Origin of the sequence: Streptomyces mirabilis (assembly GCF_039503195.1) — a bacterium.
In the GTDB taxonomy this organism is placed as follows: Bacteria; Actinomycetota; Actinomycetes; order Streptomycetales; family Streptomycetaceae; genus Streptomyces; species Streptomyces mirabilis_D.
Genome location: NZ_JBCJKP010000001.1, coordinates 4577538 through 4595712 on the forward strand (window position 1 = coordinate 4577538; position 18175 = coordinate 4595712).

Sequence of the window (18175 nt, forward strand, 5' to 3'; positions counted from 1 at the left end):
AAAGAACGCACCCGAGCGTCAGCTCAAGCGCCGGGCCCCCGCGGAAGGCACCGCCGGAAAGACCCGAGGAGCCGTGTGGCCGGCGTTGCCGAACGCCTCGGTCACCGCCTTCGTCACCGTGTCCACATCCGCCGACTCCACCAGCACGATCGCCGAGCCACCGAAGCCGCCCCCGGTCATCCGCGCACCCAGCGCCCCCGCGGCGTTGGCCGTGGCGACCACCAGGTCCAGTTCCTCGCAGGAGATCCGCAGGTCGTCCCGGAGCGAGGCGTGCCCCTCCGTGAGGACCGGACCGATGGCCCGGACATCCCCGGCGTCCAGCAGCGCGATGACCCGTTCCACTCGGTGATCGTCGGAGACGACATGGCGGACGTATCGGCGTACCCGCTCGTCCGACAGGCGCGCGAGCGCCGCGTCGAGCTCCGCGTACGCGACATCCCGCAGATGCGAGACCCCGAGCTGCCGCGCGCCCTCCTCGCACCCTTCGCGCCGCTCGGCGTACGCCCCGTCGCCCAGCGCGTGCTTCACCCGCGTGTCGACGACCAGCAGCTCCAGCCCCTGGGAGGCCAGATCGAAGGGGACCTGCCGGATGGACAGATCGCGGCAGTCGAGGTGCAGGGCGTGCCCCTCGGTGCAGCACGCGGACGCCGTCTGGTCCATGATCCCGCAGGGCACGCCGACGAAGTCGTTCTCGGCGCGCTGGGCGAGCCGGGCCAGTTCGGGCCCGGTGAGGCCGAGTTCGTACAGGTCGTTCAGAGCGAGTGCGGTCACGACCTCCAGAGCGGCGGAGGAGGACAGGCCCGCCCCTGTCGGCACGGTCGAGGCGAGGTGCACGTCCGCGCCCGTCACCGCGTGCCCCGCCTCGCGCAGCGCCCACACCACGCCCGCCGGGTAGGCGGCCCAGCTGGCGTTGGTCAGCGGCGCCAGCTCGTCGACATGCAGTTCGACGACCGGGCCCTCGATGTCGGCGGAGTGCAGCCGCAGCACCCCGTCCGTGCGCCGCGACACCGCCGCCACCGCTGTGTGCGGCAGGGCGAGCGGCATCACGAACCCCTCGTTGAAGTCCGTGTACTCGCCGATCAGGTTGACCCGCCCCGGCGCCGCCCAGACGCCTTCCGGTGCGGCCCCGTACAGCTCCTCGAACCCCTCGCGAACGCCCACCGAATTACCTACCGCTCCTTGTTCTGAGCGAACGCCCACGCGTCCGCGACGATCCCCGCGAGATCCGCGCGGGACGGGTTCCAGCCGAGCCGCTCGCGCGCGGTCGCCGCCGAGGCGACGAGCACGGCCGGGTCCCCGCCCCGGCGCGGGGCCATGACCTCGGGGATCGGGTGCCCCGTGACCTGGCGGACGGTCTCGATGACCTCGCGGACGGAGAAACCGTTGCCGTTGCCGAGATTGCAGATGAGGTGCTCACCGGCGGTGGCCGCCTCGACCGCCAGCAGGTGCGCCTCCGCCAGGTCCGCCACGTGGATGTAGTCGCGGACGCAGGTGCCGTCCGGCGTTGGGTAGTCGTCGCCGAAGACGGAGATCGCCTCCCGCCGCCCCTGCGCGACCTGGAGGACGAGCGGGATGAGGTGCGACTCGGGGTCGTGGCGCTCGCCCTGCGCCCCGTAGGCGCCGGCCACGTTGAAGTAGCGCAGCGACACCGCGCCCAGTCCGTGGGCCGCCGCCTCGCCGGTGATCATGTGGTCGACGGCGAGCTTGGAGGCGCCGTAGGGGCTGGTGGGCCTCGTCGGCGCGGACTCGACGATCGGGGTCCGCTCCGGCTCGCCGTACGTGGCGGCCGTGGAGGAGAAGACCAGCTTGCGCACGCCCGCCTCGCGCATCGCCGCGAGCAGTGCCATGGTGCCGCCGACGTTGTTGTCCCAGTACTTCTCGGGCTTCACGACGGACTCGCCGACCTGCGAGAACGCGGCGAAGTGCAGCACGGCGTCGTACGAGGAGTCCAGCCACTTACCGGCGTCGCGGATGTCGCCCTCGATGAAGGCAGCCCCCGCCGGGACGGCCTCGCGGAAGCCCGTCGACAGGTTGTCGAGGACCGTCACCTCGTGACCGGCCTCGATCAGATGCTGCGCGACCACGCTGCCGACATAGCCCGCGCCACCCGTGACCAGGTACTTCCCACTCATGAACTCGCTACCTCTCGCAATCGCTGGGCCGCGGCTTCCGGCGGCACGTCGTTGATGAACACGCTCATGCCGGACTCGGAACCCGCGAGGAACTTCAGCTTGCCGGAAGTGCGGCGAATGGTGAAAAGCTCGAGGTGAAGCGCGAAGTCGTCCCTGTTCACACCCTCGAACTCCGCCAGCGCGCCGAACGGCGCCTGGTGCCAGGCGGCGATGTACGGCGTCGGAGGCTCCCCTTCACCGAAGATCCGGTCGAAGCGCCTCAAGAGTTCCAGATAGACCTGGGGGAACTCTGTGCGCGCCTCTTCGTCGAGCCCGAGCAGGTCGGGCACGCGCCGCTTGGGGTAGAGGTGGACCTCGTAGGGCCAGTGCGCGGCGTACGGCACGAAGGCGACCCATCGCTCGGTCTCCAGGACGATCCGGTCGCCCTCGGCGAGTTCGCGTGCGACGACGTCGTCGAAGAGGTTCTGGCCGCCGGTGGCCTCCTTGTGCGCGGCCAGCGAGCGCAGCATCAGGGCCGTACGCGGGGTGGTGAACGGGTAGCCGTAGATCTGCCCGTGCGGATGGCCGAGGGTGACGCCGATCTCCTCGCCGCGGTTCTCGAAGCAGAAGACCTGTTCGACGGAGGAGAGGTGGGACAGCTCCGCCGTGCGGTCCGTCCACGCCTCCAGGACGAGCCCCGCCTGCTCCTCGGTGAGGTCGGCGAAGGACGAGTCGTGGTCGGAGGTGAAGCAGACGACCTCGCAGCGCCCGGAGTCGCCGGCGAGCGAGGGGAAACGATTCTCGAAGACGACGACGTCGTACGAGGAGTCCGGGACCTCGCTCAGCCGGTCGCCCTGCGAGGGGCACAGGGGGCACTCGTTCGCCGGGGGGTGGTAGGTGCGCCCCTGGCGGTGCGAGGCGATCGCGACCGAGTCGCCGAGCAGCGGGTCTCGGCGCACCTGGGAGCTGGTGACGGTGGGCTCCAGCGGGCGGCGGTCCACCGCGTCGCGCACCGTGTCGTCGCGTGAGTCGTAGTAGATCAGCTCACGACCGTCGGCGAGCCGGGTCGAGGTCTTCTTCACCGCTGGACTCCTCATCCACACCACACCCAACCATCAAACATAACCGAACACAACAAACCACAAAGCAACAGGGACGTCAATGCCTTCGGGGGTTTGGGGGGTGTCTGTGAAGCTTGGGCAGCATCGTGGGACTCACGGGGCATGGATACGGGCATGCATGCCCCCACATACCTCGCCGCAGGGCTCCGGCTCCCCACGAACGGGCTCGACTACACGATCCTCGGCATCTACTTCGTCGTCGTGCTCGGCATCGGTTTCGCCGCCAAGGCCTCGGTCAAAACCAGCCTCGACTTCTTCCTCTCCGGGCGGTCGCTGCCCGCCTGGATCACCGGCCTCGCGTTCATCTCCGCCAACCTCGGCGCGACCGAGATCCTGGGGATGGCCGCGAACAGCGCGCAGTACGGCGTCTACACCGTGCACTGGTACTGGATCGGCGCGATCCCCGCCATGGTGTTCCTGGGCCTGGTGATGATGCCGTTCTACTACGGCTCGAAGGTCCGCTCGGTCCCGGAGTTCCTGCTCCTGCGCTTCGACAAGGCGGCGCACCTGCTGAGTTCGATCCTGTTCGCCTTCGCGGCGATCCTGATCGCCGGCGTCAACCTGTACTCACTGGCGATCGTGGTCGAGGCCCTGCTCGGCTGGCCGCAGTGGGTGGCGATCGTGATCGCGGGGTTCTTCGTCCTGGCGTACATCACGCTCGGCGGCCTGTCCTCGGCGATCTACAACGAGGTGCTGCAGTTCTTCGTGATCCTCGCGGCCCTGATCCCGATCGCCGCGCTCGGCCTGAAGCGCGTCGGCGGCTGGGACGGCCTGACCCACTCGCTCCACACGACGCACGGCAGTGACTTCACCACCGCCTGGGGCGGTACGGGCATCGGCCATGTGAACCCGCTGGGCGCGAACTGGCTGACCATCGTCCTCGGCCTCGGCTTCGTCCTCTCCTTCGGCTACTGGACGACGAACTTCGCCGAGGTGCAGCGCGCGCTCTCGGCGAAGAACCTGTCGGCAGCCCAGCGCACCCCGCTCATCGCGGCGTTCCCCAAGATCTTCATCGTCTTCCTGGTGATGATCCCGGGCCTGGTGGCGGCGGTCCTGGTGCCCAGGATCGGTACGAGCGGCTCGAACCTCCAGTACAACGACGCGGTCCCGTACCTGATGCAGGAACTGCTGCCGAACGGCGTGCTGGGCATCGCGGTGACGGGGCTCCTGGCCGCCTTCATGGCGGGCATGGCGGCCAACGTCTCGTCGTTCAACACGGTGTTCACGTCGGACATCTGGCGGCGGTACGTCGTGACCGACCGGGAGGACTCCTACTACGTCCGCTTCGGCCGCCTGATCACGGTGATCGGCGTCCTGGCGTCGATCGGCACGGCCTTCCTGGCGTCGTCCTTCTCCAACATCATGGCCTACCTGCAGACCCTCTTCTCCTTCTTCAACGTGCCGATGTTCGTGGCCTTCATCGTCGGCATGTTCTGGAAGCGCGCGTCGGCGAAGTCGGGATTCTGGGGACTGCTGGCAGGCACGACGGCCGCGATGGTCAACTACTTCGTCATCTACAAGCAGGGGATCATCGCCATCCCCTCCGACCAGGGAGCCAACTTCGTCTCGGCGATCGCGGGCTTCGTGGCCGGCGCGGTGGTGATGGTCGCGGTCTCCCTCTTCACGGCCCCCAAACCGGCGGAGGACCTCCAGGGCCTGGTCTACGGCACCGTCTCCCCCGGCATGGCCGAGCCGCCCGCCGTGGGTGACGACGCGTGGTACCGCAGGCCGGCACTGCTGGGCTGGGGCGCGCTGATCCTGGCGGCGGCCTGCTACATCCCGTTCTCGTTCTGACGCAGGAGGCCTGAGCAACCATGTCCGACCACTATTCGGACCGTGATGTCCAGCGCGAGGTCACGGAGCTGGAGCATCAGTCCGCGACCGCGACCCGCCTCTTCGACATCCGCACCATCATCGGCGGCCTGTTCGTCGTCTACGGCGTCATCGTCACCCTGGCGGGCCTGACCGCCTCCAAGGCCGAACTCGCCAAGGCCCAAGGCGTCAACATCAACCTCTGGACCGGCCTCGGCATGCTCGCCCTGGGCGTCTTCTTCCTGCTGTGGCTGTGGCTGCGCCCGCTGGCTCCGCCCGTGCCGTTGCCCGACGAGGAATGATCACTCTAGGTGGTCGCCCGTTCACAGTAGCGCGCACCCGCGTTCGGGTCATCTCCGCCACACGCCTCCGACCTGCACTCTTCTTCCCATCGAGGGCGTCGGCGGGTGCCACGACCCGGAGTGAATAGGACAAATGGAGTTGCCCCTGGCCACGCCACGAGGCCTCCTGAGCTGGGGGACACCTCCCCGACTCCCTCACTCACACACAAAGAAAGGCGCGGAATGTTCCATTTCAAGCGCTTCGGGTCCGCTGTCGCGTCGGCCGCGGCCCTGGCATCCCTGTCCCTGGTCATAGCCCCGGCGGCCATGGCGGCCACGAACCCGCAGCCCGTCACGCCCGTCGTCCAGGAATCCAAGGGCCCGAAGCCCCCGACGCCCCCGACGCCCCCGAGGGCATGCGCCACTCTGAGCGGTGAGCTCGCCACGCAGTTGCAGGCCGCCGCGACGGCTCTGGCCGCCACGCCGACGCCCGACGTCGCCGCGGCCCAGGCGGCAGTCGCCGCAGCCCAGACCACGGTCGCACAGCTCCGCGCCGCCGGGTGCCTCCCGGCAGCGCCTCCGACGCGGCCGACCTGCGCGACCCTCGCCGTGCAGCTGCAGGCGGACCTGCAGGTCCTCACCGCCGCCCTGGCGGCCGTCCCACAGGTCCCGGCCAACATCACCGCGGCGCTGAACGCGGTGCTCGCCACCGATGCGCAGCTCTCCGAGGCCTGCACGTGACCGGTCGTTCACCGCACGCCGTGTCGGCGACTCACGAACACGCCTGACATCGCGGCCTGAACGTATGGCGTTGGGTTCGGCGGTACTTCACCGTCGAGCCCAACGCCTTTTGCGTACGCGGTCGACTCGCCACACCCTCGACAGGGTGACTACGTGGGCCGAGGGTCTTCCGTACTGCCCAGCACCGCCGTCATCGGCCCCGCCCGGTCCAGCAGGCCCGTCCGCGCGGCCAGGGCTGCCGCCTCCAGCCGCGACCCCACCCCCAGCTTCATCAGCACCCGCTGGACATGGGTCCTGGCGGTCGACGGGGCTATCCCCATACCGGCCGCGATGAGCCTCGTGTCCTCCCCGTCCGCGACCCTCACCAGGACCTCCACCTCGCGTGGGGTGAGCATCTGCAGGAGCCGCTGGCCCTCGTCGTCCGGTTGGGCCGCGGGGTTCAGCAGCTCACTGAAGGCACCCTGGAGCAGGGCGGGGGCCACCGCCGCCTCACCCGCCCTCGCCTTCATGATGGCGCGCTCGACTCCCTCTATGCGCTCGTCGTGGCGTACGTAGCCCGACGCGCCCGCGGCGAACGCGGCGGCGATGCCGCGCGGGTTCGGGACCGGCCCCAGAACCAGGACCGCTACCTGCGGACGCTCCCGCTTGATCCTGATCACCGGGTCGAAGATTCCCGGCTCGGCGGGTGTCGCCGTGCCGATCAGGCACACCTCCGGTGCCCTGGTGATCACCAGCTCCGCCGCTCCCGCGGCGGGCGCCGCCGCGGCGAGCACCCGGTGCCCCCGCAGTTTCAACGCCGAGGCCAACGCCTCGGCGAGCAGTCGGTGGTCGTCGACCACCATGAGCCGCACTCCCATCGAGCAACCCCCCAGTCCCCCCAAGCATCCCCACTGGTTCCCCGTGGATTAGGAGCCCCCCGGCTCTCCATCCCCCGGAAGCTACACGCTTGTTCGACGTTGCGCTTCCCCTACTGGTGAGAAGTGCCCCGGAATATCGAAATTCCTCGCATTCGGGAGTGATGAGGGGTAAGCGAACGGCCCCGTCCCTGAGCTGGGACGGGGCCATGGTCAAAAGAAGTTGACCTACTGCGTGCCGAACGCGATCGCCAGGTACTCCTTCTCGGAGGTGCTGTACGGCTTGTGGGCGTAGATCGCGGACATGTACAGGTGACCTTCGCTGTAAAGGATCTCGGCGTAGTCCGGGAGCATGCTCGTCTCCGCGTCGCGGACCGCCTGGGTCGCCGGGTTCTCCAGGAGCTTGGTCTCCTTGAAGGAGGTGCCGTCGATGCTCACGATCTGACCGCCCTTGTCGTAGGGCGGACGCTTGTACGCGAGGAGGTTGCCGCCGTCCATGCGCAGCGGGGAGATGTCGTAGCCGTCGCCCGCGTCCGCGCGCTGGCCGGTCTGCTTGCCGGTGCCCAGGTCGAAGGCGACGATCTCGTTGATCCGGCCGGACTGGCCGCCGTCGTGCTGCTCGGTCGGGATGTAGAGCCTGTCGTTGCCGACCACCAGTTTCGCGCAGCCCTCGATCCTGGTGATGCCGTCGCACTTGGCGGCGTAGGTCTTGCCCGGCGCGGAGATCCTGGTGCGCAGCTGGCCGGTCTTGTTGTCGATAGAGAAGAAGTCCGAGATGCCGCTGCCGTCACCGGCGGAGTCGCCGACGTCGGCGGCCACCACCAGCGGGTTGGTCGACACGACGCTCGCGTACTCGATGCCGGGCGACATCTTGTACTCCGAGATCACCTTCCCGGACGTCGGGTCGATGGTCTGGATGTGCAACTGCCGCGTACTGCCGTACTCGCCGCACTTGCGGACCGCGACCAGCTTGTCGCCGCCGCCGTATCCGGCGTCGTAGCAGCTGTCCGTGGGCTTGGGTGCCCACAGCGCCTTGCCGGTGGAGATGTCGAACGCGGCGCCACCGTTGGTGCTGCCCACGGCGACGGTGTTCGCGCTGGTGGTGACGTTGTTGAGGCTGGTCTTCTGGTCACCGGACTTGACCGACTTCGTCCACAGCAGCTTGCCCGCGGCGAGGTCGAGGGCGGAGACCTCGCTGCAGCCGTGGGAAGGCTTCGCCTTGGTCGGCATGGCGGGCTCGTAGACGATCGCGGTCCGTCCGGAGTCGGTGGTGTGGCGGCTGGCCGTGCACACCGGGCCGGGGAGTTTGATCGTCCAGAGCTTGGCGCCGGAGTCGGGGTCGTAGCCGTTGATCTCGGCGTCGCCGCTCTTGGCGTACACCTTGTCGGTGAGCCAGGAGCCGACGGTGGACACGCTGCTCTCGGCGGGCACGGCGGGCGCGGGGACCTGGAAGAGGACCTTGGAGGTGGTGTTGGCGGGGACCTTCTCCTTGCCGGTGGAACCGGTGGTCCCGTCGCCGCCCGTGCCGCCCTTGCCTCCGGTGCCGCCGCTCCTGCCGGAGGAGTTGTTCTTGCTGTCGTCCTTGCCGGAGTTCGCGTACCAGACCCCGCCACCGATGATCAGCGCGACGGCCACGACGGCCGCCACGATGATGACCACCTGGCTGTTCGGCTTCCGGCCGCCGCCCCCGCCCTGGGGAACCTGGGGCTGCATCGGGTAGGTCGGCGGCTGCTGCGGATAGCCGTAGCCGTACGGGGGTCCCGGAGGCTGCGCGGGCTGCTGACCGGGGTAGCCGTAGCCCGGCTGGGCCGGGGGCCCCGGCGGGGGCGCCTGCTGCGGGTAGCCGTAACCGGGACCCTGCGGAGGCTGCGGGGCGCCGAACCCACCGGGCGGCGGAGCCTGGGGCGCGCCGAACCCGCCCGGCGGAGGGTCCTGGGGCGCGCCGAAGCCACCCTGTGGGGGCTGGTTCGGCGGTGGTGGGGGCGGCGGCTGGCTCATGACGTGTCTACCTCGGATGCGGATGCGTTGGGGACGGAGATGCGGGAGACGAAGAAGGTGGCGAACGGAGCGAGGGTGGCGTGAGCGTGCGTCACTTGCCGTAGGCCAGCATCAACTTCTCCTTCGACTGGTCGTTGCCCGTCAGCCGGGTGGTGGAGAGGTAGAAGCGCCCGTCCACGTAGTCGACCGCCTTCGAGAAGAAGCCGTTCTCGACCGACGCCGTGCCCTGCGGGTTCTGCAGCAGCTTGGCGGGCCGGTGACTGCTTCCGGTCGTGGGGATCGACACGATCTGCCCACCGGCGTCGTACGACGGCTCGACGTACGCGATCAACCGCGTGCCGTCCATCTTCAGCGGCAGCATCGACTCGTCGGCCGGGGACTTGACGCGCCACTTCTCCTTGCCGGTCGACAGGTCGAAGGCGACGATCTCGTTGGCGCCGCTCTTCGCCTCGGTCGGCAGATAGAGCGTGTTCGCGTCGGCGGTGGTGCCGAAACAGCCCGTCAGATCGCGGTCGAGGATGGCGAAACCGCACTCGGGCCTGAAGGCGTCGCTGCTCTTGAGCTGCGAACGGACGGCACCGTTGTCCTTGAACGTGGTGACGTTGACCTTCTTCTGGTCCTTGTTGGTCATGTAGATGACGACGGGGTCGACGGAGTACGTGCGCTCGACCGTCCAGCCCTTGGGGATCTTCGTGGTCCACTGGGCCTTGCCGGTGGCCGGGTCCAGCTGCTGCACCTCGTCGTGCTCGGTGTCGGTGGCGGCACCGCAGGAGGCGACGGACAGCAGCTTGGCGCCGCCCGCGAACGCGGACGGGTAGCAGGCCTGGCCGTAATTCGTCTTGTCCCAGAGCTTCTTGCCGCTGGTGATGTCGTACGCCGTGCCGGACTGCGAACGACCGACCATCAGCGTCTTGCCGGTGACCGACAGTTCGATGGTGAGCGTGCTGTCGAAGAGCGCTCCGTCGGCGACCTTGCCGCTCCAGCCCTTGGCACCGGTGCCGAGGTCTATCTGCTGGAGCTGGTTGCACTTGGCGTTGTCGCCGGCACCGCTCTTGTACGCCACGACGACCTTGTCGTCGGACGTCTTCTGCGGGGTGACCGCGCAGATCGGCTGCGGGAACGTGATCGGGTCCCAAGCGGGCTTGCCGTCCCCGACGTTGTACGCGAACACCTGCTTGTACGCGGCCTTCACCGCCGCCTTGTCGGTGATCCACAGGCCGGGGGCGTCGGCGCCGGAACCGGGGGCGTCGGGTGCCTGCTTGTACCAGAGCACCTTCGCCTCACCGGCCTGGCGGCCCGCGTTGAGGTTCTCGGGGTCCCCGCCACCGTTGCCGCTGCCGTCACCGGGGTTGACCGGATCGGCGGAGGAGGAGGCCTTCCCGCCCTTGCTGTCCTGGGCGACCGGCTTCTTGCCGTCGTCGCCGCCCCCGCCGCTGACGGCCCAGACCGTCCCGCCGACGACGAGCAGCGCGGCCACGGCGGCGCCGACGACCAGGGCCGGGCGGCCCTTGAAGGGGCTCTTGGAACCACCGGGAGGTGGCGGAGGGGTACCCGGGCCGCCGGGATACTGCGCCTGGCCCGGATAGCCGTACCCGGACCCGTATCCGGGCTGCTGACCGTATGCGGGCTGCTGACCGTACGGGCCGGGCTGGGCGTACGGCCCCGGCTGCTGCGGCGGCTGCGCGTACGGGCCCGCCGGCTGCTGCGGCGGCTGTGTGTACGGGCCGGGCTGGGCGTAGGGCCCGGACTGCTGCGGATATCCGTAACCGGGCGCCGGCGGACCGGCGGGCGGAGGAGGCGTGCCCTGGGGCGCGTTGGGGGGTGCGCCGAACCCGCCCTGCGCCGGTGCCGCCGGTGGAACCGGCGGCGTCGACGGCGTCGGTGGCTGGTCCTGCGGTGCTCCGAAGCCACCCTGCGGCGGCTCACTCGGCGGCTGACTCATCAGCGCGTTCCCCCTAGTTCACTGATGTGGCGCCCCACCGGCGGCGCGGTCGGCGGCGCCGATTTCGCGCCACACCGGTGGTTCTCAGACTGTTCTCAGACGGACCTTTCTATCACTCTGGAGACCTCGAACAAGGGGCCGGTACTCCCCCTGTTCCCAAGGGAGGACCGGCCCGTGACGCCCTCGTTATGCGCCTTCACGCGCCCTTCACGGGACGCGCGCGCCACCTTCCAGGGGCTTACGCGTCCTCCGCGAGCTCCAGCCAGCGCAGCTCCAGTTCCTCGCGCTCACCGATCAACTGACGCAGTTCGGCGTCGAGTTTGGCGACCTTCTCGAAGTCCGTCGCGTTGTCGGCGATTTGGGTGTGGAGCTTGCTCTCCTTCTCGGAGATCTTGTCGAGCTGACGCTCGATCTTCTGCAGCTCCTTCTTCGCGGCGCGGGCGTCGGCGGAGGAGGCGGCCCTGGCGGACGGCGCGGGCGCGGCGGCGAGTACCGCGGCCGCGGCGACCTCCTCCATGCGCTTGCGCCGCTCCAGGTACTCGTCGATCCCGCGCGGCAGCATCCGCAGGGTGCCGTCGCCGAGAAGCGCGAACACGTTGTCCGTCGTGCGCTCGATGAAGAACCGGTCGTGGGAGATCACGATCATCGAGCCGGGCCAGCCGTCGAGCAGGTCCTCCAACTGGGTCAGCGTCTCGATGTCGAGGTCGTTGGTGGGCTCGTCGAGGAAGAGGACGTTGGGCTCGTCCATGAGCAGCCGCAGCAGCTGAAGCCGCCGCCGCTCACCACCGCTGAGGTCCCCGACGGGCGTCCACTGCTTCTCCTTGTTGAAGCCGAACGTCTCGCACAGCTGCCCCGCGGTCAGCTCGCGCCCCGTGCCCAGGTCGACCCGGTCGCGGACGGCCTGCACGGCCTGCAGCACCCGCCAGGTCGAGTCGAGCTCGGCGACCTCCTGCGACAGATAGGCGAGCTTGACGGTCTTGCCGGTGCTGATCCGCCCGGCGACGGGCTGCGTCTCCCCCTCGCTGCGGGCGGCCTCGGCCATGGCGCGCAGAAGGGAGGTCTTGCCGGCTCCGTTCACACCGACGAGCCCGACCCGGTCGCCGGGCCCGAGCTGCCAGGTGAGGTGTTTGAGCAGGACCTTCGGGCCCGCCTGCACCGTCACGTCCTCGAGATCGAAGACCGTCTTGCCGAGGCGCGAGCTGGCGAACTTCATCAGTTCGCTCTTGTCGCGGGGCGGCGGCACGTCCGCGATCAGCTCGTTGGCGGCCTCGACGCGGAAGCGCGGCTTGGAGGTACGGGCGGGGGCGCCGCGCCGCAGCCAGGCCAGCTCCTTGCGCACCAGGTTCTGCCGCTTGACCTCCTCGGTGGCGGCGATGCGCTCACGCTCCGCGCGCGCGAAGACGTAGTCGGAGTACCCGCCCTCGTACTCGTACACCGCGCCCTTCTGCACGTCCCACATACGGGTGCAGACCTGATCGAGGAACCACCGGTCGTGGGTCACGCACACCAGCGCCGACCGACGCTCCCGCAGGTGCTGGGCGAGCCAGGCGATGCCCTCCACGTCCAGGTGGTTGGTGGGCTCGTCGAGGATGATCAGGTCCTGCTCCTCGATGAGCAGTTTGGCGAGCGCGATACGGCGGCGCTCACCGCCGGAGAGCGGGCCGATCACCGTGTCGAGCCCCTGCGGGAACCCCGGCAGGTCAAGGCCGCCGAACAGTCCCGTCAGGACGTCCCTGATCTTGGCGTTGCCCGCCCACTCGTGGTCGGCGAGGTCCCGGATGACCTCGTGCCGGACGGTGGCGTTGGGATCGAGGGAGTCGTGCTGGGTCAGCACTCCCAGATGCAGCCCGCCGGAGTGCGTGACACGGCCGGTGTCGGCCTCCTCCAGCTTGGCGAGCATGCGGATGAGGGTGGTCTTGCCGTCGCCGTTCCGCCCGACCACACCGATCCGGTCGCCCTCGCTGACGCCGAGGGAGACTCCGTCGAGCAGGGCACGGGTGCCGTACACCTTGCTGACGGACTCGACATTGACCAGGTTGACGGCCATTTCTCTCCTGAACAAGGGGGACGATCGACCCTCAAGGGTAGTCCGGCTCCCTCACCTCCCGAGCCACACGGGTGGGTCCTGCGGTTGCGGGTGGCTCCCTCGGCTGCGGGTGGTCGGGGCCCTGGGCGCAGCCCCGGCCCCCAGGGGCGCGGGGAACCCCGCGACCGGCCCCCACCGGCCCGCGGACAACGCACCGCGCCACATACTTACGCGGCCGCAGGCCGACCGCGTCCCGCCCGCTCCACCAGCAGCCACCCCGCGAGCGTCATGGCCACGGCGACCGGAGCCGTCACCCGGACCGCGATCAGTACCGCCGTACGCCCCTCCAGCAACCCGCCGAACCCGACCATGGAGAGCCCCAGCACCCCGAAGAGGCACAGCGTCACGCCGAGCGCGGCGGCCGACCGCACACCCGCGGGCGACACCCCCGACTCCCCCAGGACCACGGCAGAGGGCTGTTCGAACCTCCGGAACACGGTGACGAGCAGGGCCGTCACCACACCGGCCACCACCACCCGCACCGGCACCTGGGCCCACCACACCCCCGTCGCGGGCTCCGGCAGCCGTACGCCGAGGGCCAGCAGCGCCCCGTACACACCGAGCATCGCGGTCAGGTGCCACAGGAAGGCGGTCATGGACACGCCGTTGGCCGCGACGACCGCACGCCACACCCGTGGCCGGCGCAGCCACCGCTGCGCGGGGCCCCGCAGCGACTCCACCCCGCCGACCAGCCACAGCCCGTGGCACAGCAGCGCGAAGGTAGGTGGCGCCATGTTGGAGATCTTCTCGCCGGGCATCCCCACCATGGACCGTGGATAGGGCCCGTACGCCACCAGCAGCACCGCCCCGGCGAGCCCGGCGCCCGCGAGGAGGTGGGGGCGTCGCAGCTTCCCGTCCGCGCGCAGGAATCCGAGCTGGTGGACGGCGAGCCAGACGAAGGCGAAGTTCAGGAACTCGACGTACGGCACCCCGGACCCGAACCGCAGCACGTCCACCAGCCCGGCCGCGGCGACGAGCCCGCCGAACGCGCCCCACCCGTACCGCTCGTGCAGCCGTAGCAGCGGCGGGGTGAAGGCCACCATCGCCAGATAGATCCCTATGAACCACAGCGGCTGGGCGACGAGTCGCAGCGTCACGTCCAGCAACCCGCCCTCCCTGCCGACGAGTTGCAGAGCGAGCGCGAGCGCTCCCCACACGCCGATGAACACCACGGTCGGCCGCAGCAGCCGCTGCAACCGGGCGCGCAGGAACACGGAGTAGAGAGCCGCTCCTCCGTTCTCCCCGTTCTCCCCGGCCTTGCGTCGCAGCGAGCGGTACGACAGCGCGTGCGAGAAGCCGCCGACGAAGAAGAAGACGGGCATGACCTGGAGGGCCCAGGTGAGCAGTTGGAGGCGGGGCTCCACGGCGAGCAGGTTCCCGACCTCGGCCCGTCCGTCGCCGCGCACCGACACGGCGGCCATCAGCCAGTGCCCGAGCACCACCGTGCCGAGCGAGGCGACCCGCAGCAGGTCGACGTACTTGTCGCGCGAGGCGGGTGTGGCCTCGGCGAGGGCGTGAGCGCTTGATGCCATACGAGTACGGTCGCGCCGTCCGCCGCTACGGCGTCAGCGCGCCCGTACTCAATTCGCCTCTGAGTACCGGGCGCTCGTGACGTGTACCGGGTGCCCGTCACGTGCTTCTCAGCAGCGGGTGCCCGTGACGTGTCCGTGCGGGTCAGACGACCGTCGCGCCGGGGGCGGGGCCGTCGGTGACCCGTACCGTCCGGCAGGTGCCGGAGGCGCGCAGTGTGTCGGCGACCGCGCGCGCGGACTCGGCGTCCGCCGCGAGGAAGGCCGTGGTCGGCCCCGAGCCGGAGACCAGGGCCGCGAGCGCACCGGCGCTCCGCCCGGCGGCGAGCGTGTCGGCGAGGGCCGGGAAGAGGGAGAGCGCGGCGGGCTGGAGATCGTTGGAGACGGCGCGGGCGAGGGCCCCGGCATCCCCCTTGGCCAGCGCGTCGAGCAGCTCCTGCGAGGCGACCGGCTCCGGGATCCGCACGCCCTCGTTCATCCGGTCGAACTCCCGGAAGACCGCCGGGGTCGACAGCCCGCGCTCGGCGATCGCGAAGACCCAGTGGAAGGTCCCGCCGACCTCCAGCGTCCGCAGCTGCTCGCCCCGTCCGACACCCAGCGCCGCCCCGCCCACCAGGCTGAACGGCACGTCACTGCCCAACTCGGCGCAGATGTCGAGGAGTTCCTCGCGGGAGGCGTTCGTCCCCCACAGGGCGTCGCAGGCGAGCAACGCGCCGGCGCCGTCGGCGCTGCCGCCCGCCATGCCGCCCGCGACGGGGATGTCCTTGGCGATGTGGAGGTGGACCCCCGGTTCGACGCCGTACCGGCGGGCGAGTTCGAGGGCCGCGCGGGCCGCCAGGTTCGTGGCGTCGAGGGGGACCTGGTCGGCGTCCGGGCCCTCGCAGGTGATCCGCAGCTCGTCCGCCGGCGTCACGGTGACCTCGTCGTACAGCCCTACGGCGAGGAAGACGTTGGCCAGGTCGTGGAAGCCGTCGGGGCGGGCGGCGCCGACGGCGAGCTGGACGTTGACCTTGGCGGGGACACGTACGGTCACGACGTCCGTGCCCGTGCCCCTGCCCGTGTGCGTCGTGGGCTCGGTCTTCGACTCCGTCACGGCTGAGCGCTCTCCTTGTTCTCGGCCTTGCTCTCGGCCTTGTTCTCGGCGATACGGGCGAACTCCTCCACCGTCAGCGACTCCCCGCGGGCCTGCGGTGAGACCCCGGCGGCGACGAGCGCGACCTCGGCGGCGGCCGCGGACCCGGCCCACCCGGCGAGGGCGGCGCGCAGCGTCTTGCGCCGCTGGGCGAAGGCGGCGTCGACGACCGCGAAGACCTCGCGCTTGGAGGCCGTGGTCCTGATGGGCTCGGCGCGCCTGACGAGCGACACGAGGCCGCTGTCGACGTTCGGCGCGGGCCAGAAGACATTCCGTCCGATGGAGCCGGCCCGCTTCACGTCGGCGTACCAGTTGGCCTTGACGCTCGGCACGCCGTACACCTTCGAGCCGGGGTCGGCGGCGAGCCGGTCGGCGACCTCGGCCTGCACCATCACCAGCGTGCGCTCGATGGTCGGGAAGGTGTCGAGCATGTGCAGCAGCACGGGGACGGCGACGTTGTACGGGAGGTTCGCGACGAGGGCGGTGGGGGCGGGGCCGGGGAGCTCGTTCACGTGCATGGCGTCGGAGTGCACGAGTGCGAAGCGGTCGGCGCGGGCCGGCGTACGGGCGGCGATGGTCGTCGGGAGCGCCCCCGCGAGTACGTCGTCGATCTCCACGGCGACGACCCGGTCGGCCGCCTCCAGCAGCGCGAGGGTCAGCGAGCCGAGGCCGGGGCCTACCTCGACGACCACGTCGTCCGCCCGCACGCCGGCGGTACGCACGATGCGGCGCACGGTGTTGGCGTCGATCACGAAGTTCTGGCCGCGCTGCTTGGTGGGCCGCACACCGAGGGCACCCGCGAGCTCGCGGACGTCGGCGGGGCCCAGGAGGGCGTCGGAGGGGGGGCTGTTCACGCCCCAAGCGTACGGGTGCGACGGCGCGAGCCGTTTTCCCGGACCCCGGGTGCATGGTTCGACTGCGGGCGTGCGGGGGCCAGCCACGCAGTTCCCCGCACACCTGAAGCGGCGCTGCGCGCGTCTTCGGTCCGTCCGGCGTTTTGAGGACGAGGCCGTTCGGGCCGATGAACCGGTCAGTCGTGGAGGTGGGCTCCGCAGTGGGGCCACGGGCTCGTGCCCCGGCGGACGTACAGCTTCTTCGCCCGGCGGGTCTGCTCCGCGGCCGGGGCGTCCTGGGGCCGCCCGGACCCCCCGAGCGTGTGCCAGGTGTGGGTGTCGAACTGGTACAGGCCGCCGTAGGTGCCGGAGGGGTCCACGGCGCCGGGGCGGCCGCCGGACTCGCACGCCGCGAGCCCGGACCAGTTCAGATGGTCCGCATCCTGCGTGGAGTCGGGCCGCGGCTTCGTGCCGACCCGCACCACCTGTCCACGCGGCTCCCGGACCACCTCGTCCCCGACCCTCCGCGGCTTCTGCCTGACCCCGTTGACGGTCCGCACCTGGTAGGTGACCCGCCGGGTCCCGGGCTCCCCGGCCCGGTCGACGATCTCGGTGCCGTGGAACAGCGAGGGGTCGTTCGTCCGTGTCGTCCGGAAGGGGATCGCCTCCTCGCGGACCTCCTGGGAGCCGGTGATCCGCATCACGCTGACCGTCTGCCCGTCCCGGGGAAGCTCCCTGACGGGACGGACGTCGTGTCCTCGCCGTGGAGGGTGATCCCGGCCTCCTCGACGGCCTCGCCGACGGTCGCCGCGTTCGTCCGGATCGTCCGTGCCCGCCCGTCCGCCATGATCGTCACCGCCCGCTCGGTGCGGACGTCGAGCGCGAGGCCCTGACGGCCGATGCGCTGGGAGCGTGAGGTCGACAGGTACGCCCCCTCGGCGCGCACCCCTAGCTGCTGGAGCGCCCCGTCCACCGTGTGCGCCGTCGTCCACACCTCGTGCGGCTGTCCGTCGAGGGTGAGCCGCACGGGCCGCCCGTAGTGGACCGCGATCTCGTCACCGCTGGTCAGCTCGGCGCCGGGGGCGGGCGCGACGACGTCGTGCGCGCCGACGCGCACGCCCTCCTCGGCGAGCAGTTCGGTCACGTCGTCGGCGAAGGTGTGCAGCGTGCGCGCCTTCCCGTCGACACTGAGCTCGATGGCCTTGTCGCTGGCGACGAAGGCGGAGGCGCCGCCGGCGAGGAAGGCGACGACCAGCGCCTGGGGCAGCAGCCGCAGCGGGTCGGGACGCTCGGCGGTGCGCCGCCGCCGGGCCGCGCGCCGGGCGGCGGCCCGCCCGCCGGGCCGGGGCTCCTCCGCCGGATCCCCGAGCGCCTGCGTCCGCACCAACGTCGGCGTCTGCCGGGGCAGTATCGGCTCGGTCGGCGCCTCGGACACCGCCAGTGACTCGTACGCGGGCCGGTAGGTGTCCACGTAGCCGCCGCGGTCCGGGATTCCGACACCGTACGGCGGCTGCCCACCAGTTCCTCGGTCCTCGAACGACGTTCCCGTCAGGCCAAACGTCTCGTACTGCGAGTTGCTCACGACAACACGCTCCAGGGGGGTCCGGTGGAGTAAAAGGGGCGCCCGGAGGGTTCGTTCAGGGCGGTGGTGGGAGACGGGCGGGCGACCAGAACCTAGCGGAGCGGCCGTCACTCTCCCAAGCAACGCGGCTACGCTGTGTCGCGACACTGCCCT

General features: G+C 70.6%; 13 protein-coding genes and 1 pseudogene. 3 read left to right on the plus strand and 11 right to left on the minus strand.

Annotated elements, in window-relative coordinates; translation table 11 throughout:
- Positions 1 to 18: 18 nt before the first annotated feature.
- From galK to galT, 3 genes are read right to left on the minus strand one after another with little or no spacing between them, the layout of a single operon-like run.
- Positions 19 to 1161 carry a galactokinase gene (gene galK, locus AAFF41_RS21110; protein ID WP_319748978.1) on the minus strand — a complete coding sequence of 381 codons (1143 nt, stop codon included), beginning with the start codon at positions 1159 to 1161 and terminating at the stop codon, positions 19 to 21.
- An 8-nt stretch (positions 1162 to 1169) separates the two neighbouring features.
- The gene (gene galE / locus AAFF41_RS21115; protein ID WP_343324418.1) at positions 1170 to 2132 is read right to left on the minus strand and encodes a UDP-glucose 4-epimerase GalE; all 963 of its coding nucleotides are present in this window, start codon (positions 2130 to 2132) and stop codon (positions 1170 to 1172) included.
- Positions 2129 to 3193 carry a galactose-1-phosphate uridylyltransferase gene (gene galT / locus AAFF41_RS21120; RefSeq protein WP_319748980.1) on the minus strand — a complete coding sequence of 355 codons (1065 nt, stop codon included), beginning with the start codon at positions 3191 to 3193 and terminating at the stop codon, positions 2129 to 2131. Before galT ends, galE begins: the two co-directional genes overlap by 4 nt.
- 153 nt (positions 3194 to 3346) lie before the next feature.
- Between galT and AAFF41_RS21125 the strand changes: the two genes are divergently transcribed.
- The 3 genes from AAFF41_RS21125 (at position 3347) to AAFF41_RS21135 (ending at position 6066) form a co-directional block, all read left to right on the plus strand.
- Entirely contained in the window at positions 3347 to 5026 is a 1680-nt protein-coding gene (locus tag AAFF41_RS21125) for a sodium:solute symporter family protein (RefSeq protein ID WP_343324419.1), read from the plus strand.
- A 20-nt stretch (positions 5027 to 5046) separates the two neighbouring features.
- Positions 5047 to 5346 carry a hypothetical protein gene (locus AAFF41_RS21130; RefSeq protein ID WP_319748982.1) on the plus strand — a complete coding sequence of 100 codons (300 nt, stop codon included), beginning with the start codon at positions 5047 to 5049 and terminating at the stop codon, positions 5344 to 5346.
- 222 nt (positions 5347 to 5568) lie between these two features.
- Positions 5569 to 6066: a hypothetical protein gene (locus tag AAFF41_RS21135; protein ID WP_319748983.1), complete on the plus strand. Its 498-nt coding sequence runs from the start codon at positions 5569 to 5571 to the stop codon at positions 6064 to 6066.
- A 149-nt stretch (positions 6067 to 6215) separates the two neighbouring features.
- On the opposite strand, the gene AAFF41_RS21140 is transcribed toward AAFF41_RS21135, so the two are convergent.
- The 8 genes and pseudogenes from AAFF41_RS21140 to AAFF41_RS21175 all read right to left on the minus strand — a co-directional run bounded on the left by AAFF41_RS21140 (position 6216) and on the right by AAFF41_RS21175 (position 18022).
- The gene (locus tag AAFF41_RS21140; protein ID WP_079090104.1) at positions 6216 to 6923 is read right to left on the minus strand and encodes a helix-turn-helix transcriptional regulator; all 708 of its coding nucleotides are present in this window, start codon (positions 6921 to 6923) and stop codon (positions 6216 to 6218) included.
- Between the two features lie 225 nt (positions 6924 to 7148).
- The gene (locus AAFF41_RS21145; RefSeq protein WP_343324420.1) at positions 7149 to 8918 is read right to left on the minus strand and encodes an outer membrane protein assembly factor BamB family protein; all 1770 of its coding nucleotides are present in this window, start codon (positions 8916 to 8918) and stop codon (positions 7149 to 7151) included.
- Positions 8919 to 9009: 91 nt separating this feature from the next.
- Positions 9010 to 10860, minus strand: a complete 1851-nt coding sequence (locus AAFF41_RS21150; RefSeq protein ID WP_343324421.1) for an outer membrane protein assembly factor BamB family protein — start codon at positions 10858 to 10860, stop codon at positions 9010 to 9012.
- 238 nt (positions 10861 to 11098) lie between these two features.
- The gene (locus AAFF41_RS21155; protein WP_343324422.1) at positions 11099 to 12907 is read right to left on the minus strand and encodes an ABC-F family ATP-binding cassette domain-containing protein; all 1809 of its coding nucleotides are present in this window, start codon (positions 12905 to 12907) and stop codon (positions 11099 to 11101) included.
- Between the two features lie 206 nt (positions 12908 to 13113).
- Positions 13114 to 14478 (minus strand): acyltransferase family protein, encoded by a 1365-nt coding sequence (locus AAFF41_RS21160; RefSeq protein WP_343324423.1) that lies wholly within the window; start codon positions 14476 to 14478, stop codon positions 13114 to 13116.
- Between the two features lie 142 nt (positions 14479 to 14620).
- Entirely contained in the window at positions 14621 to 15568 is a 948-nt protein-coding gene (locus AAFF41_RS21165; protein WP_343324424.1) for a 4-(cytidine 5'-diphospho)-2-C-methyl-D-erythritol kinase, read from the minus strand.
- A complete protein-coding gene (rsmA, locus tag AAFF41_RS21170; protein WP_319748989.1) occupies positions 15565 to 16461 on the minus strand; it encodes a 16S rRNA (adenine(1518)-N(6)/adenine(1519)-N(6))-dimethyltransferase RsmA in 897 nt (298 codons plus the stop codon). The genes AAFF41_RS21165 and rsmA overlap by 4 nt, the downstream gene beginning before the upstream one ends.
- 176 nt (positions 16462 to 16637) lie before the next feature.
- Positions 16638 to 18022, minus strand: a pseudogene (locus tag AAFF41_RS21175) (resuscitation-promoting factor).
- Positions 18023 to 18175: the final 153 nt, after the last annotated feature.